At 58.3% G+C, this 17,192-nt stretch carries 15 protein-coding genes and 1 tRNA gene; 3 read left to right on the forward strand and 13 right to left on the reverse strand.

What is annotated here, in order from left to right:
- Positions 1–265 precede the first annotated feature (265 nt).
- From ABRP88_RS04540 to ABRP88_RS04585, 10 genes are all read right to left on the reverse strand, one after another.
- The gene (locus ABRP88_RS04540; RefSeq protein WP_349836363.1) at positions 266–757 is read right to left on the reverse strand and encodes a DUF3558 family protein; all 492 of its coding nucleotides are present in this window, start codon (positions 755–757) and stop codon (positions 266–268) included.
- Positions 675–980, reverse strand: coding sequence for a hypothetical protein (locus ABRP88_RS04545; protein WP_349836364.1), 306 nt, complete (start codon positions 978–980; stop codon positions 675–677). The genes ABRP88_RS04540 and ABRP88_RS04545 overlap by 83 nt, the downstream gene beginning before the upstream one ends.
- A gap of 370 nt (positions 981–1,350) precedes the next feature.
- Positions 1,351–2,118, reverse strand: coding sequence for a Bax inhibitor-1/YccA family protein (locus tag ABRP88_RS04550; RefSeq protein ID WP_284769956.1), 768 nt, complete (start codon positions 2,116–2,118; stop codon positions 1,351–1,353).
- Positions 2,119–2,859: 741 nt separating this feature from the next.
- Positions 2,860–2,933: transfer RNA gene (locus ABRP88_RS04555), tRNA-Leu, on the reverse strand.
- Between the two features lie 41 nt (positions 2,934–2,974).
- Positions 2,975–3,940 (reverse strand): Ppx/GppA phosphatase family protein, encoded by a 966-nt coding sequence (locus ABRP88_RS04560; protein WP_349836365.1) that lies wholly within the window; start codon positions 3,938–3,940, stop codon positions 2,975–2,977.
- Between the two features lie 9 nt (positions 3,941–3,949).
- The gene (locus ABRP88_RS04565) at positions 3,950–4,498 is read right to left on the reverse strand and encodes a DUF501 domain-containing protein (protein WP_349836366.1); all 549 of its coding nucleotides are present in this window, start codon (positions 4,496–4,498) and stop codon (positions 3,950–3,952) included.
- An 8-nt stretch (positions 4,499–4,506) separates the two neighbouring features.
- Positions 4,507–5,067 (reverse strand): septum formation initiator family protein, encoded by a 561-nt coding sequence (locus tag ABRP88_RS04570; protein ID WP_349836367.1) that lies wholly within the window; start codon positions 5,065–5,067, stop codon positions 4,507–4,509.
- A gap of 234 nt (positions 5,068–5,301) precedes the next feature.
- The gene (gene eno / locus ABRP88_RS04575; protein ID WP_284769960.1) at positions 5,302–6,579 is read right to left on the reverse strand and encodes a phosphopyruvate hydratase; all 1,278 of its coding nucleotides are present in this window, start codon (positions 6,577–6,579) and stop codon (positions 5,302–5,304) included.
- Positions 6,580–6,671: 92 nt separating this feature from the next.
- Positions 6,672–7,433, reverse strand: a complete 762-nt coding sequence (locus ABRP88_RS04580; RefSeq protein ID WP_349836369.1) for a lytic transglycosylase domain-containing protein — start codon at positions 7,431–7,433, stop codon at positions 6,672–6,674.
- A gap of 90 nt (positions 7,434–7,523) precedes the next feature.
- Positions 7,524–8,114 carry a MazG nucleotide pyrophosphohydrolase domain-containing protein gene (locus ABRP88_RS04585; RefSeq protein WP_349836371.1) on the reverse strand — a complete coding sequence of 197 codons (591 nt, stop codon included), beginning with the start codon at positions 8,112–8,114 and terminating at the stop codon, positions 7,524–7,526.
- Positions 8,115–8,183: 69 nt separating this feature from the next.
- On the opposite strand from ABRP88_RS04585, the gene ABRP88_RS04590 reads away from it, so the two are divergent.
- The 3 genes from ABRP88_RS04590 to nadC all read left to right on the forward strand — a co-directional run bounded on the left by ABRP88_RS04590 (position 8,184) and on the right by nadC (position 11,747).
- Positions 8,184–9,659, forward strand: a complete 1,476-nt coding sequence (locus ABRP88_RS04590) for an amino acid permease (protein ID WP_284769963.1) — start codon at positions 8,184–8,186, stop codon at positions 9,657–9,659.
- Between the two features lie 129 nt (positions 9,660–9,788).
- Entirely contained in the window at positions 9,789–10,811 is a 1,023-nt protein-coding gene (nadA, locus tag ABRP88_RS04595) for a quinolinate synthase NadA (protein WP_502879855.1), read from the forward strand.
- Complete coding sequence (gene nadC / locus ABRP88_RS04600; RefSeq protein WP_349836372.1) at positions 10,812–11,747, forward strand: carboxylating nicotinate-nucleotide diphosphorylase; 936 nt, start codon at positions 10,812–10,814, stop codon at positions 11,745–11,747.
- 41 nt (positions 11,748–11,788) lie between these two features.
- Here nadC and mfd read toward each other — a convergent pair whose 3' ends face one another.
- From mfd to ABRP88_RS04615, 3 genes are all read right to left on the reverse strand, one after another.
- The gene (mfd, locus tag ABRP88_RS04605) at positions 11,789–15,430 is read right to left on the reverse strand and encodes a transcription-repair coupling factor (protein WP_349836374.1); all 3,642 of its coding nucleotides are present in this window, start codon (positions 15,428–15,430) and stop codon (positions 11,789–11,791) included.
- Positions 15,431–16,048, reverse strand: a complete 618-nt coding sequence (locus ABRP88_RS04610; protein ID WP_284769966.1) for a TetR/AcrR family transcriptional regulator — start codon at positions 16,046–16,048, stop codon at positions 15,431–15,433. It abuts the gene before it with no gap.
- Positions 16,049–16,418: 370 nt separating this feature from the next.
- Positions 16,419–16,883, reverse strand: a complete 465-nt coding sequence (locus ABRP88_RS04615) for a hypothetical protein (RefSeq protein WP_349836376.1) — start codon at positions 16,881–16,883, stop codon at positions 16,419–16,421.
- Positions 16,884–17,192 lie beyond the last annotated feature (309 nt).

Consider the following 17,192-nt stretch of genomic DNA (forward strand, 5'->3'; position numbering starts at 1 on the left):
AAAACCGGCTACCGGGCGGCTACCGCCACCCCGGTACCTGGTACCGCCTTACCGGTCCCTAAAACAAGCCCGCGTCACTGTTTCAAGGATTCGCTGATGAATCGCCCCTACATGGTCGATTCCGCTGACAGGTGAAAACGCCGAATCCAACGGTGATTGGGCATTCTCAACCGCCCCCATAAGTTCCGTTCCTAGAAACTCTGTTTCCATGGCTGTGTTTAGTAGACTTTCACTACTGATTTTCATAATTCCCCCGATTTTTATCCTAAAGATTCGCTAGTACTCCGCTAGCAATTGAACACTTTTCTTCGTAACTTTCGTCAGGACTGAATCCTGAGTAATTGACTCGTATAACCCCTCGAACGGTTTCTTGGATTACAGTGCAAAACATATCTCCAAAAAGTTCATTTTCTTCAACGTCCCCAAACTTTGAAGACTTTCCTTTTGGATTTTCTTCCCGATTCAATGAATCATCAAGCGGGCTGGAACTAATCATTCCAGATAATCCAACCACTCCTCCCCGATTTTGGTCACCTTGGAACTCAAAGGTACATATGACGGAACCGGAGATTCTCCGAGTATCCCCAATAGGAGACCCGATTCCCGCAGCTTTTAGTCTGTCCGTTGGAATCTCCGTACATGGGTCGAATAGCTCGAAATCTGGATCAGCTGGATCAAATTCTCCCGGCGACGGTAGTACCCCGGAATCCCCATCTGCCGTGGCGCCGGTCTCCCCCCCGAAGACCGGCGCCAGCACTCGTGTCCTCGTCTTTGGAGTGCTCCGAATCCCCCACGTTGTCTTCCACGTCATCCCCCTGGTTTCCGTTGGCATCACCCGCGCCATCGACCGAACTAGTGCCATCAGCTTCTGCCGTCATCGCGGCATCTTCTGATGCGCTCCTCGAGCCGACTTCCGCAACGCAGCCACTCAGCGCGACCGAGCTGACTACCAGCGCTGCTACGGTTGCCTGACGTTTCACAACAATCCTTCGGTTACTCCTTCTAGACGAGCTGGAACGAGGAGAAAATAGAGGAGAGAACTCTCTACCTTCCGGTTTCCCGTTCCCGCCACATAGCATGCATGAATCGCGTAAAAATTTCTTGCCGAGCCCGCAATTTAATCACTATTTAACTATTTCATTTATCTCACACACCACATTTATAACTTTCCAAATGGTGAAATTTGCTGCTCATTAGCTGTCTTAAGCCTGAATGTCCTCTCCTACCCGCTTAAAGGCTAAAGAACGACTTAATACCCCCTGAATTACCCCAATAATTACAGGCCTGTAAGCCAAACGCGGACACAAAAATGGCCCGCACCGTAGTGCGGGCCGGAAGCATGAAAAAGACTTAGTTGCGCTGAACGTAGCTCAACAGGCGAAGAATTTCGGTGTAGAGCCAGACCAAGGTCACGGCCAAACCGAGGGCAACGCCCCATGCCTGCTTGGCAGGAGCACCAGCACGGATAAGGCGATCTGCTTGGTCAAAGTCGGTCAGGAAGGACAGCGCAGCCAAGACAATGCAGACCAGGGAGAAGATGATGGCGAGGGGGCCACCATCGCGCAGTGGGTTGAAATCGAAGAACAGGGCACCCAAAAAGTTTGCAAGAGCCATGACCGCGACACCTGCAATGAGGCCGACCAAAATCTTGGTGAACTTTGGAGTGACCTTTACTGCACCAGTCTTGTAGACAATGAGCATACCGATGAATACGCCGATGGTACCGACGATTGCTTGGCCAATCAGCGCCATGCCATTAGAACCACCGATGGTGCTATTAGCGAATACGAAGGAGAAGCCACCAACGAAGAAGCCCTCGAATACCGCATAGATTAGGGTTGCGGCCGGTGAACCCCACTTCCGACCAAAGGAAGCCACAAGTACGGTAATGAATCCGCCGATGCCGCCGACCAGCATAAGCATCATGGCGGTGCCAGGGTTCATGGTGCCCAAGTAGAAGTTGATAGCAGCGGCCACGATAATGATGCCGAGGGTAATTCCCGTCTTGGTGACGACGTCATCCACGGTCATGGGGCGAGGGGCTTCGCCCGCGTAGCTGGGGTTCTGCTGCTGGCTACTTTCAGTCAGCGAGGTCATAACCGGATTGCTTGAACGCACGGTTGTCCTTTCTCAGTGATGTACAAATCATCTTTCTCATGTAGATCAACGTCATCACGCCCCACAAAGTTCCTCATTTGGAATAATTTGTTCAAGATTCTCGGAAATTTATTGCTGGACCGGTCCCTCCGCTGACGTATCCCGAGTTTTGTTGCTAGAAACTTGCTCTCACGCCTTATGAGCCGCGGGAAAGAGCCTCGATATAAGAAGGCCAACAGATTGCAAAGGAACATCTGACTATGAGACGACTAACTATGGCGAACGACCCCCGCCAGGACGTTACCGACCTTGATTCCTGCTGCCCTTTTATCGAGTCTTCGGCGCCCATCACCTGCAGTCAGGTACACCGAGGATTCACTATCCGTAGCTTCGATATAAGCTTAAAAAGGTACCTACTTCATGAGCTAATCCTCAAGTACCTAGACAGTCATACTTCGGTCGAGATTAAAGGAACATCTTGCGATTTACACTCATATCCACCAGCACAGCAATCATCATGACGCTGGCGGGAGCTAGCGCGTTTTTCATCCCAGCATTCATTGCAGTCGGAATTGCTATCGACAGCAACAACCGGAAAAACCGTGCAGCCTAGAGTCCTTGACGCAGATACAGGCAAAGAGCTGCGGACCGGCGGGGACTGCACTGATCGTATCGGCGTACGCTACGCGGCGTGGCTCAATTACTGAGCCATACGAAAAGTCTCGAGACACCATAGGAACGATGTCTCGAGACTTCACAGCGTGCCCCCAGTGGGACTCGAACCCACACTGAATCGATTTTAAGTCGACTGCCTCTGCCGATTGGGCTATGGGGGCGGGGCGCAAGGAATAGTGTAGGACACTATTCCTAAAAAGAGTTAATGAGGGGTAGATTCACTAACCAGACCTGCAATGATGCCGTCTAGGATGTCTTTTTCACTGATGAAAAAGCTGCGCGCATCACTAGTGCGCTCGATAAGCTGCATGATTCCCTCAACTGCTACTGCCCCACCGCCGATGACATCGGCGCGGCCTGGGTGAATGACCGGATTGAGGGCGCGTTCTTCCGAGGGAATGCTGACGAGTTGCTTGAGCAGCACCCGCAGGGCATCAAAACGCAGCTCCGAGCCGTGGATCGCATCGGCATCATAGCGCTCTAGGCCCTGTGCCAAGGCGGATAGCGTGGTGAACGTGCCGGCACAGCCCACAATGGTGCGCGCCTTGGACATGGGCACGATCTTTTCCACCTCGCCCATGCGCTCTGCTACGTATTCAGAGGCGATTTCAACCTCTGATTCCGTGGGCGGGTCGGTGCGCATGATGCGTTCTGTCAGGCGCACACAGCCCATGTACGCAGAGTGCGAACCTAAAATCTCTTCATCAGCGGTGCCCACGACAAATTCGGTAGAACCGCCGCCCAAGTCAATGACGCAGAAGGGGCCGCGGTCAGGCTCCATATCGGCTACCGCGCCGTTGAAGGACAGGAGTGCTTCTTCGTCGCCGGAGATAACCTCCGCCTTGGCACCGGATTCAATCTGGCCCAAAAGTTCAGCAGTCATATCGAAAAATTCCTGCTGGTTCTTTGCATCGCGGGTGGCACTGGTTGCCACCATGCGCACGCGGGTGACCTTCTCGAACTTCATCTGGCGCACATAGCCTTCCAAGGCCACGCGGGCGCGCTCTAAGGCATCGGACGCGATTTCACCCGTTGCATCCACGCCTTGGCCCAGGCGAATGATTTCCATGGTGCGGGTGATATCGCGCACCTTGCCGTCTTCATCAATCTCAGAAATGAGCAGACGAATGGAATTGGTACCGCAGTCAATCGCTGCCACGCGAGTCATGTCTTACTCCTATTCCGCGTTGGAAAAATCGAACTCCGCCAGGTCAATGCCCAGCTCTTCCACCGTGGGCCAATCCTGTGGAATCGTCGTACCGCGCAGCTTACCGTGGTCGGCCGCCATGGCCACGGCCTCGGTGCCGAGACGGAAGTGTTGAGGGCCTTCGGCAAGCGCATAGGCAATGAGCACGTGCAGGCACTTCACTCGCTCCGGCATGCCGCCGCCGGAAAAGTCCGTGCCCAGGTCCTCAATCTCATTGCGCTTGGCTAAGAAATGCTCGTGGGCCTGGTGATAGTCCGCGGCGAGCTCCTTGTCCTCGGACAGGCGGGACTCCATCCACTTCATTACGTGAGCGACCTCCAACCGGGAGGCCTCCGCTGTGAGGCGGGGATCGGTGAGGTAATACAGCGTAGGAAATGGGGTGCCATCCGGCAGCTTGGGGGAAGTCTTAATCACGGCCGGTTGGCCGTCCGGCGTGCGGAAAGATACCTCCAGCACGCCGCGTGGGGTGCGGCCCAATTGCTCGGAGACGATGGCTAAATCTGCATCAGTGACGGTCATGCGAACAATTATCGCATATCGCCGCTTTCCTCAGGCGCTGGCTCGATCGGCAGGTGCTGCGACTCGCCCGCTGGGGCTTCTTCTTCCGGCGGCTGCGCCACCGAATCCCACAGCACCTCAAACCACGGGCGCGAATCTTCCTGCGCCTGACTATCGGTAGTGACCTGGTTATCGGGATGAATATTAGGATCGAGGATGCGGTACGCGGTCTCGCCCTGCTCTACCACGCCGAAGCGCCGCCGGGCTTCCTGCTTGATATAGTCCTCGGATTTATATTTATCGATCTCTTCTAATAGGGCGTCTTTTTCATCCTGCTTCGCCGCAATCGATTCATTCAGCCGGGCGATTTCAGAGCGGCCGTGATAGTAATTGCGCAGCGGCACCGCAATGATAACGAGCACCACCAGCACGAAAACAACGATGACGGTCATGCCAACGATGCTCATGCGATCGGGCTTGCGGTTCTTCTTTTCCTGCGCCCGCTGGGATTTGCGGATATCCGCAGCACGCGAGGCCACCGGAACCCTGGTGCGGCTCCGGCGGCGCTCCGTCTTCTTCTCACGTGCCATAGGATTACTATCCTAGCGCCGCCACACCAGTAACACGGGCGTGGCACGCGCGGAAATTCACCAACTTTCTCAGGCGGTTTCAGCGCTCGGAACATGTGCTGCGCAATAGGCTTTTCGCGGCCACACTGCGCAGAAAATAGTGACACAACGAGGACGTCCCCGCCACACCTTCCCGGGGTGCCGCGGGGACTAAATTCCTAGCGGCGTCCAGCTTCTAGGCTAGATCCCAAGGCCTTAAGCGTTGAAGCGTGGGAAGGCGGAACGGCCGGCGTAGACGGCGGCATCGCCAAGCTCCTGCTCAATGCGCAGCAGCTGGTTGTACTTAGCCACGCGCTCGGAGCGGGCCGGGGCACCGGTCTTGATCTGGCCGCAGTTAAGGGCGACAGCCAAGTCCGCAATGGTGGTGTCCTCGGTCTCGCCGGAGCGGTGGGACATCATGGTGCGGTAGCCGTTGCGGTGCGCGAGCTCTACGGCATCGAAGGTCTCGGTCAAGGTACCAATCTGGTTAACCTTTACCAGCAGCGCGTTGGCTGCCTTCTTGTCGATGCCCTCCTGCAGGCGAGCCGGGTTGGTGACGAAGAAGTCATCGCCGACGATCTGGACCTTATCGCCAATGGCGGCGGTCAGGGTGGTGTAGCCTTCCCAGTCATCTTCCTGCAGCGGGTCCTCGATGGAAACGATAGGGTACTCGTTGATGAGCTCCTCGTAGACCTTGGACATCTCCTCGGCGGTGTGCTCGCCGCCTTCGAAGTGGTACTTACCGTCCTCGTAGAACTCGGAGGAAGCAACGTCAAGGGCCAAGGCAACGTCCTTGCCCGGCTCGAATCCTGCTTTCTTGATGGCCTCAACGATGACGTCGAGCGCAGCGCGGGTAGAATCAACGGAAGGAGCAAAGCCGCCCTCATCGCCCAAACCGGTGGACAGGCCCTTGTCCTTCAGCACGGCCTTCAGGGAGTGGTACACGCCAGCACCAACGCTGAGCGCCTCGGTGAAGGTCTCTGCGCCGATGGGGGCAATCATGAACTCCTGCACGTCCACGCCAGAGTCAGCGTGGGAACCGCCGTTCAGGATGTTCATCATGGGAACGGGAAGAACGTGAGCGTTTGGGCCGCCGATGTAGCGGTAGAGCGGCAGCGCGGCGGACTCGGCCGCGGCCTTAGCGGTAGCGATGGACACACCGAGGATGGCATTGGCGCCGAGGCGAGACTTATTATCCGTGCCGTCCAGCTTGATGAGCGCCTGGTCAATGAGGCGCTGGTCATCGGCTTCGAGGCCAGCGATTTCATCGCCGATTTCCTCGTTGATGTTCTCTACGGCCTTCTGCACACCCTTGCCCAGGTAGCGGTCGCCGCCGTCGCGCAGCTCGTGCGCCTCGTGCACACCGGTCGATGCACCGGAAGGAACGCCGGCAACGCCGTGGGCGCCGTCCTCCAAGAAGACCTCGGCCTCTACGGTCGGGTTACCGCGGGAATCCAGAATCTCGCGTCCAAATGCGTGGATGATACCAGCCATGCTGTAACTCACTCCTTATAGATGATGTTCGTCGCTGAGCCACTTAGTTCAGTTACACGCCCAATTGTTCCAGAAAACCGCCACGCGTGAGGCTAGCGAGCCGGTTGCGGTACCGAGTAGGCATTGGCCGCGTGGGCTACCTTGTCCAGATATTCCCTGGACTGGTTGTAATTTAAGATGGCCTCTTCCCACTGATCCGGGTCACTGAGATCCCTATCACCAAAGCACAAGAGGTTCGCCGCGCCCAGGGCGGCATCGTCGATCTGGTTCGGGTCGGCCTTGCCATCGCCATTGGCATCGCCGCCCACGGACTCCCACGAGGTGGGGATGAACTGCAATGGCCCCACCGCGCGGTCAAATTCCGTATCTCCGTCGATTTCGCCGTTATCGGTATCCGGGGTGTGCGCGGTGTTATTCGTGCCATCCAGGGTAATGCCGACGATCGGCGGCTGCGGGTAGCCGTTGTCATCCAACTTGGAGGACTTAAACCAGTTGCCGTTATAGGTACCGTGCCGGGTTTCTACAAAGCCCAGACCCGCAAGGGTATTCCACCGCAAATTGCAGCCCGGGTGCTGCTGCCGTGCGATAAGTTCCGCGTTGCCATAGGCGCGCAGCGCTTGCGGCGGAATATCGGTCGTTTCTGCCAAATCCGATGCCCAGTGCGTTAGCTTATCGGCCGTGCGTCCCGGCGCGTTGACATCGATATTTGCCACCTCTTTTCCACCCACGGGCGGGGTGGCATTGGGAACCGAAGAATCATCGGCGGAATTTGACACAAATAGCCCCATTACCAGCGCAATGATGATTACTACGGCTAGTCCGCAGCCCCCGATTGTTCGCAGCAGCCTGTTCATGAGTAGCCATCCTACTAAGTGAAATTCACCCCGCCGGATAACTACACGCGCCCGCCAAGCGTAAAAGTCCCTGAGACTTTGACGTCGCTTTTACTCCCGCGATTTCCCCTCCGCCCAGAGGCGGTTTTGTTCTTCTACGCCTACTATGTCCGCCGTTCCGTCAAAGAGATATGGCGCGCGGGAGCGCATCTTGCGCACGAAGCTGTCGGCGACATCGTCTAGCGAGAAAGTGGAAATCTCGGCGTGAAAAAGCACCTGCAGGAAGATATCCCCTAGCTCTTTGAGCAAATCCTCCTCGGGCGCGCGCTGGCGCACGGCCGCCGCAAATTCGCCTGCCTCCTCTTCTAAGTACGGCAGGAGGGATTCATGGGTCTGTTCGCGTTCCCATTCGCCGATGCGGCGGGCCGTTTCCATAGCGCTTCGTGCCTGCATCACGGGATCGTCAAGCGACTCAGCCCTAATGACCTGCTCGCCGGTGGCAATGCGCGCCTGGGTTTCTGGATCGTGTTCATCGGTGGTCACCAAGGTGCCGGTGGCATCATCGCCGCTAAGTAGATCCGAGAAGTTCCACCGCACTGATACCGGCACTTCCCCGGTGAACTGAACGGGTCCGTATAACCTGCCATAGGCGCGCATGGGAATCATGGTGGGCCAGCGTTCATCGAGCAACAGGACTGTCATAGCTACAAAGTCTATCCCGTGTATTTTCTCAAGTTCCCTTTAACGGGGCGGGCGCGGTACTTTAGGCCAATGACCTCCAGCCAAAATAAGTCCCACTCGGTGTCATTGTGGACGCTTGTCGCGCTGATTATCGGATCCACCGTCGGCGCGGGCATCTTTTCGCTACCCCAAAATATTTCCTCCGTGGCGGGCCCAGGTGCCATGCTCATCGGTTGGTTGGTGGCGGGAATCGGCATGCTGTCGGTTGCCTTTGTCTTCCAGATTTTGGCGTATCGCAAGCCCCACTTGGATTCCGGCGTCTATTCCTACGTACGCGCCGGCTTGGGCGATTTCATCGGCTTTACCTCAGGCTGGGGCTACTGGCTGGGCTCGGTGATGGCGCAGGTGGGCTATGCCACCTTATTTTTCAATACGATTGGGCATTACCTGCCGCTTTTCGATGCCGACCACCAATGGCCCTCTGCCATCGCCGTCTCCCTTCTATCGTGGGGCATCTTCGCCGTTTTGGCCCGCGGGGTGCAGCAAGCCGCATTCATGAACCTGGTGACCACGATTGCCAAGATCGTCCCCATCCTGGCCTTCATCGTCTTAGTCGCGTTCATCGGCTTTAGCTGGGATAAATTCACCTTGGATTTCTGGGGCCGAAATTCCAATGCCAGCGTCTTTGAGCAGGTCCAGGGCATCATGCTCTTTACCGTCTGGGTCTTTATCGGCGTAGAAGGCGCCTCCGTCTATTCCAAGCAGGCCACTAAGCGCACCGATGTTGGCCGCGCCACCGTCATTGGTTTCTTCTCCGTGCTTGCACTCTTGGTTTCCGTCTCCACCTTGAGTTTTGGTGTGATGACGAAAGAAGAGCTAGCCGCGCTGCCGGATAATTCCATGGCCTCGGTGCTCACGGAGGTCGTCGGCCCGTGGGGCGGGGCGCTGATTTCCATCGGTCTGTGCCTTTCGGTCCTCGGCGCCTACGTTTCCTGGCAAATGCTGTGTGCTGAGCCCATCGTCATGATGGCCATCGATGGCCTTATCCCCCGCCGCATCGGCACCATCAATGTGGCCGGCGCCCCGTGGGTAGCCCAGCTGATTTCTACAACTGCCATCCAGATCTTCATCGTCGTCTTTTACGTCAATGAAGCTTCTTATGCCGCGATGGTGCAGCTCGCCACCATCATGTACCTCCTGCCCTATATCTTCTCCTCGCTGTACCTATTGCTGCTAGCGATACGGGGCAAAGGCGTGACCCACCCGCACGCCGGAACGCGGTTCGATCTATCCGGGCCGGATATTCCCAGACGCGAAAACCGGCGCCACTTTGGCATCGCGCTAGTGGCCTTTGTGTACTCTCTGTGGCTAATTTATGCCGCCGACCCAGTTTATATTCTCTTTGGCGCCCTTGCCGTAGTGCCAGGGCTTATCCCGTACGTGCTCACCCGCCTATCGCGCCGCGAGAAGCTTTTTAATGGATTTGAGTGGTCAATCGTCATCGTGGTACTGGTGGCCGCCACCATCGCCGCGGTCGGCCTCGCCCAAGGATCGCTGGAGCTCTAGTCCCCCCTACCCCACCAAAAGGGCTGGGTCGGTGCACTCACCTGGCATCGCAAGTGGTCTTGAACACAGACAGTTTAGTACGGTTATAACACCCCACTAATTTCTGTGACTATCACCTTTGGAGCACTTGTGACTCAAACCAATGTTAGCGCCATGCCCTCTGCCACTCCTGCTGGTTCGGACCCCGCGGCAGGAAAGGCCTGGGCGGAGCGGATCAAAGAGTTGGCGGAACAGCGCAATGCGGTGATCCTGGCGCATAATTACCAGATCCCGGAGATCCAAGACGTTGCCCACCACACTGGCGATTCCCTGGCGCTGTCCCGCAAGGCGGCGGAAACTGATGCAGATATCATCGTCTTTTGCGGCGTGCACTTCATGGCGGAATCCGCGAAGATTCTTTCTCCGAATAAGAAGGTCCTCATCCCCGATGAGCGCGCTGGGTGTTCCCTGGCAGATTCCATCACCGCTGATGAGCTGCGCCAGTGGAAGTCCGAGCACCCCGATGCGCTGGTGGTCAGCTACGTCAATACCACCGCAGAGGTCAAGGCGCTGACCGATGTCTGTTGTACGTCCTCCAATGCCGTCGACGTGGTCAACTCGCTACCGGCGGATAAAGAGATCCTCTTTTGCCCAGACCAGTTCTTGGGCGCCTACGTCAAGCGCGAGACCGGCCGGGAAAATATCCGCATCTGGGCCGGTGAGTGCCACGTGCATGCCGGCATTAGCGCCCAGCAGCTGACCCAGCAGACCCAAGATAACCCGGACGCGGACCTGTATATCCACCCGGAGTGCGGCTGCTCCAATTCCGCGTTGTACCTGGCCAACGAAGGTTTAGTGCCGCAAGAGCGCGTGCACATGCTCTCTACCGGGCAGATGATCACCCAGTCCCAGAAGCAGCCGCAGAATAAGGTGCTCGTTGCCACGGAGACCGGCATGCTGCACCAGCTGCGCCAGGCCGCCCCAGACGTCGATTTCCAGGCCGTCAATGACCACGCCGAGTGCAAATACATGAAGATGATCACCCCAGAGGCCCTGGAGCGCTGCCTGATGGAAGAAACCGATGAAGTTACGGTTCCAGAAGACATCGCGAATGCAGCGCGCAAGTCCCTCGAGGCCATGATTTCGATTGGCAACCCCGGCGGGGGCGAGTAAATGGAAGACCTGCGCCTGCCGGATTGCTCCGCGCTCATTTCCACGGCCTTGGATGAGGATTTCGCTTACGGGCCGGATTACACCTCGCTTGCCACGGTGCCGGGTGAGGCCCGTTGCACGGCGGAGTTCACCGCGCGCGAGGCCGGCACCATCGCAGGCTTGGGCCTTATCGAGCAGGTTCTTGACGCTACCGCCCAGCGCTTAAGCCACTGGGGCGTGGATACCGGCTCCACGCTTGCCGATGCCCCGACCCCCACCATCACCCTCCACTCCACCGACGGCGACCGTGTAACCCCAGGCCAGGTCATCGCCACGGTGCAGGCACCTACCCTCCTCGTGCTGGCAGCTGAACGCACCATGCTCAATATGGTCTCGCACGCAAGCGCCATCGCGACGCAGACCCGGCGTTGGGTCGATGCCATCGCAGCAGCAGCCGAAGACACGGGGACGCCGGACAGCGTTAAACAGGCCCAGGTGCGCGATACCCGCAAGACCCTGCCTGGCCTGCGCGCGCTGCAGAAATACGCCGTCCGCGCCGGCGGCGGGGCGAACCACCGGATGGGCTTGGGCGATGCCGCCATGATTAAGGACAATCACGTGCTCGCCGTGGGCGGCAGCGTGGCCACGGCCCTGCGTCGCGTGCGTGAGCACGCCCCGGACATCGCCTGCGAGGTCGAGGTCGATACCTTGGATCAGCTCGACGAGGTGCTCCCGCTGCATCCGGATATGGTGCTGCTGGATAACTTCGCGCTTGCCGATGTCCACACCGCCGTCCATCGCCGGCAAGCCCTCAGCCCAACCACGGCGCTGGAGGCCTCCGGTGGGTTGCAGCTGGAGAACGCCGGTGAGTACGGCACCTCGGGCGTGGACTATATCGCCGTCGGCGCCCTCACCCACTCGGTGCGCGTGCTGGATATCGGCCTGGACTTCTCCTAAGCGCCGATCGGCTATGTGCCGAGGGGCTACGCGCCCATCGGCTACTCGCCTACGCTGATGACTGATCCGGCGCCGGCTTTCTCGCCGGAGACGTTGATGGGTTGGACATCAAAAAGCGCGCTCAAAAAGTCCGCCGCCCACTGGATGAGCTCTTCATCGCGCAGCTTGGGCGAGGTGACATTGCGCCCGGCTTTGGGGAAAGGCACGTTGATGGCCTTGGCCGCAGCCCGGAAGCTCGAGCCCGGGTAGAGGCGCTTCAAGCGCACCTGCTTGGAATCCGGCAGCTCGACCGGGTGGAATTTCACGCGGGTGCCCTGCACGGTAATGTCAGCCACCCCGGCGCGGCGGGCTTGGTGGCGCAGGCGCGCCACGGCGAGCAAGCGCTCGACCTCCTTGGGCAAGGTGCCGAAGCGGTCTTCCATTTCTTCCCGCGCCGCCGCGAGAGCCTTATTATCCTGCGAGGCTGCGAGCTTGCGGTAGACCTCGAGGCGCAGGCGTTCGGAATCGATATAGGACTCTGGAATGTGGGCATCCACCGGGAGATCGATACGGATTTCCTTCGGGCCTTCGTCCGTCACCGCGGGTGCCTCGCCGCGGGCCAAGGACTTGAAGGCCTCGACGGCCTCGCCGACCAAGCGCACGTAGAGATCGAAACCCACGCCCGCGATATGGCCGGATTGCTGCGCACCCAGCACGTTACCGGCACCGCGCATCTCCAAGTCCTTCATGGCCACGGCCATGCCTGCGCCCAGATCATTATTCTGGGCGATGGTAGCCAGGCGGTCATAGGAGGTCTCAGTCAGCGTGGCGCCCTTGGGGTACAGGAAGTAGGCGTAACCGCGCTCGCGGGAACGGCCCACGCGCCCGCGCAGCTGGTGCAACTGCGACAAGCCCATGTGGTGGGCATTTTCCACAATGAGCGTATTCGCATTGGCGATATCCAGACCGGTTTCCACGATGGTGGTACACACCAAAACGTCATACTCGCGGTCCCAGAATCCTTGGACGGTCTTTTCTAGCAGGTCCTCATTCATCTGGCCGTGGGCAACGACGATGCGCGCTTCTGGCACCAAGTCGCGCAGCTCGCGCGCCTTCTTTTCAATATCGGAGACCTTATTGTGGATAAAGAAGGTCTGGCCATCGCGCAAAAGCTCGCGCCGAATGGCGGCCGCGACCTGCTTATCCTCGTAGGCGCCGACATAGGTCAGCACCGGGTGGCGATCCTCTGGCGGGGTGAGGATGGTCGACATTTCGCGGATACCCGCCATGGACATCTCCAGCGTGCGGGGAATCGGCGTCGCGGACATGGTTAGCACGTCGACGCTGGCTTTCAGCGCCTTGATGTGTTCCTTGTGCTCCACGCCGAAGCGCTGCTCCTCATCGACCACGATGAGACCCAAGTTCTTCCAATGCACGCCGGTTTGCAGCAGGCGGTGCGTACCGACGACGATGTCAATCGAGCCATCGGCAAGCCCCTTAAAGATCTCCGTGGCTTCCTTCTTTGAGGTAAAGCGCGATAGGACCGCCATCTTGACAGGGAACCCGGCCATGCGCTCGCTAAAGGTATCGTAGTGCTGCTGCGCCAGCAGCGTGGTGGGTACTAGGACGGCGACCTGGGTACCATCTTGCACGGCCTTGAAGGCGGCGCGAATGGCGACCTCGGTCTTGCCATAGCCCACGTCACCGACGACCACGCGGTCCATCGGCACCGTGGATTCCATATCCTCTTTCACTGCGTCGATGGCCAGCATCTGGTCCTCGGTTTCGACGAAGGGGAAATTGTCCTCCATCTCCGCCTGCCAGGGATTATCGGGCGCGAACTGGTGTCCCGGTGCGGCCTGGCGCTTGGCATAGAGATCCACCAATTCGCCGGCGATCTCGCGCACGGCGGCGCGCGCCTTCTTTTTGGTGTTCTTCCAGTCCGAGCCGCCCATCTTGGATAGGTGGGGCGATTCGCCGCCGGTGTATTTGCTGAGCAGATCCAGCGAATCCATCGGCACCCACAGTTGGTCCGCCGGCTGCCCGCGCTTGGAGGGCGCATATTCCAGCACGATATATTCGCGCCGGCTGGTCTCATCGCCGGATTGGATGGTGCGCTCGGCCATCTTCAAAAACTTGCCGATGCCGTGCGTTTCATGCACCACAAAATCGCCCTGCTTGAGCGCCAGCGGGTCCACCTTATTGCGGCGCTTGGCCGGCCGCCGCTTGGCGTCCGCAATATCGCCGACGCGGTTACCGGTCAGGTCCGTTTCCGTCACCACGACGAGCGGCAGTGCCTCGGCGTCTTTGAGCTTGCGCACCTTGGGAAAGACCAAGCCCGCATGGCTGAGGGCCTGATACAGGGTGACCTCGCCCGCGCTGGGTTCCCAGCCTGGGGTGGCCACCTTGGTGCGAATGCCCTGCTCGGCAAAACGCTCCACCATGCGCTTGATAGCACCCTGGGCAGGCGCGATAAATGCCGCACGCCCGCCAGCGTTTGTATGCGCCAGCAGCTGGGCCATCATGGCGTCGATTTCTTTGATATCACCGCGCGGGGTGGGCCCAGGCTCAAACTCGAGCGGCAGGGTTTCCTCCTCTGGCCCGGCCAACATGCCCGGTGGGGAAAATGTCCACAACGGCTGGCCAGCCTCGCGAATAGAGACCTCCAAAGACTCAAAGGAGCGGTAACTCGAACCTTCGGTATCGAGCCCTTCCGTGGACAAGGGGCCATCCGCGCCCATGGCGGCGGCCTCCCAGCCGGCAGCGAGGAATTCCGCGTCGGTCTTTTCCAGGTCTTCCACGCGGCGCCTGATCTTTTCCGGCGCCACCATCACCACGTGCGTGGCGGCGGGGAGGAACTCGGAAAGGGTGATCAGTGGGGCATCGGAAAGCACAGGCAAAACCGCCTCCATGCCTTCAGCCGGAATATGTTCGCTGACCTTGGTGAGCAGCTCCACCAGCGCCGGGTTTCCGGTATGCGTCGCTGCCAATGTGGCCGCGCGCTGCGCCACCGCATCCGTAATCGGCAGCTCGCGGGCGGTGAAGATATCGACGCGGCCGACCTCGATTTCCGGGATGGTGCGCTGGTCAGCAACAGAGAACTGGCGGATATCGGTAACCTCATCGCCCCAAAATTCCACGCGCACCGGGTAATCCAAGGTGGTGGGAAAGACATCGATGATGCCACCGCGGGTGGCAAACTCACCGCGCTTGGCCACCATATCCACGTGTTTATATGCCCTAAATTCCAGGCTGCGCACCACATCGTCGAAGTTATACTCGTGGTCTTCTTCCAGGTGCACTGGGGCGCGGCCTTCAATTTCTTGCAGGATGGGCTGGGAGAGCCCGCGCGCGGCCGTAACGATAATGCGCAGGTCATCAATGTTGTGCAGCACCTGCGCGCGCTTGCCGATGATATCCACGCCCGGGCTCAGGCGCTCGTGCGGTAGCGTCTCCCAAGAAGGAAACATTGCGACCTTATCGCCCATCATGGCGGTAAGCTCCGCGGTGAGATCCTCGGCCTCGCGGCTGGTGGCCGTGACCGCCAGCACCGGCGCATGGTGGGCCAAGGTGCCAAGAGCCCAAGGGCGCGCCTGATCGATACCCGTAATGTGCAGGTCCTGGCCCACATTGGCCACGAGCCCCTTAAGCTTCGGGTCTGTGGCCGCGACCTTAAGCAGACCTGCCAGCATTGGCGTCGCCATTTACTTCCTGCCTCCTAATTTGGGCTTAATTTCCATACCGGACAAACCATTCCAGCATAGATTGACTATATGCGTAGCGACGACTTCCTTATCCGGTTTCTCCGGGCTGCGCTCATCCAACCACCACTGCGCCGTAGTAGAGACCATGCCCACGAGGGCCTGCCCGTAAATATTGGCTAACTCCGGATTAATACCGCGGTGCTCAAAGGCCTCACCCAAGATATAGGCCACCTGCCCCACCGCTGCATTGAGCAGCGTAGAAAAACTGCGCTCCTCGCCCGGCTTCGAATCGCGCACCAAGATGATGAAACCATCGGTTTCTTCCTCAACGTAATTCAGCAGCGCCATCACGGCCTGCTCGATGCGCTCGCGCCAGCTGCCCTCTTCTAAAGAATCCTTGATGACTTTTTCTAGCGCCAACATCTCCCGATCCACGACTACCGCATACAGGCCTTCTTTGCCCCCAAAATGCTCGTAGACCACCGGCTTCGAAACTCCGGCGCGCGACGCAATCTCTTCAACGCTGGTGCCTTCAAACCCCAATTCCGCAAAAGCGGCGCGTCCAATGGAAATCAATTGCTCGCGGCGCTCGCGTCCGGTCATTCTCTGTCGAACCATGCCTTCTACCCTATCCTTTGCCCCACCCTTACCTAGTAATTTGTTATTTACCCGGGGGCGTCAGGTACGCTATAGCTACAGCAATCGCTGTGGTTCCCCATGGTGTAATCGGCAACACTGCGGTTTTTGGTACCGCCATTCTAGGTTCGAGTCCTGGTGGGGAAGCATTTTTGTACCCCTCTCTAAAGGCATAAACGCCAGCGAGAGGGATTTTTTAGTTTTCACCTTTCGGCGGTCTCGGGTTAAGGATCAAAAGAAAACCGTCCAGTGCGCTACGTGCGCATTGGACGGTTTCGCTGGGTCCCCAAAAGAACCAATTATTGAGTGCTCTGTATAGCCACAAAGCCAATACAGAAGCGGAATGACCTATTTAGCGGTCGACGTCAAGGACCAGGCCGTTCTTGTCGATGTCAACGTCAACGCCACCAACTTCGACTTCCCAGTAGCCGTCATTATCCCACTTGACCTTGCCTTCGCCGTTGTGGGCACGCTGCAAAACCTGAGCCACTTCATCCTTAGTCAGACCCTCTTCGTTCAGGTCACGCTCTGCTTCACCGGAGTAACCGGTAATTTCGGTGGGCAGGTCGTTGGTAGCAGCGTTGCCACCGCCCTGACCATCATTGCCACCATTCGCATTAGCGTCAGCACCAGAGGTGACGGTGACGGTTTCCTTGCCACCATCCTGGTTGTTCTGGTTGCCCTGTTCCGCTGGTGTAGCAGTCTCGGTGACGGTCACCGGGGAGGAGCTGCCGTCATCGCTGCAGGCTACCAGGGTCAGGCCCAGAGCGGCGGTTGCAGCTGCGATGGAAACGCGGCGGAAATTATTTGATTTCATGTCTTCAACCCTTCTTATGAGTCTTGTGAGTTTTCCCAGCGTTTGCTGGGGAGGCGGTGTCCAGCCTCTGAGAACTCCAGCTCGACACGGTTAGTGAGTATACCTATAGTGGCATATCCATTAGCTATCGTACGCCTAAAATGTGAGGCATATATCACAGTAGCATACGGCGTGACGATGGTTATGCTTGCCTTAAAGCAATTAGGCAAGCCTTTGAAAGCGGATGTCCCCGCAGAATGCGCTAAGACCGTGTCAAGTGGTTTTTGTACGAATCGGGATAAGCCACGGCCATTTGGTTGATGGCTTACT

Source organism: Corynebacterium sp. KPL2734 (assembly GCF_040225595.1).
Lineage (GTDB): Bacteria > Actinomycetota > Actinomycetes > Mycobacteriales > Mycobacteriaceae > Corynebacterium > Corynebacterium rhinophilum.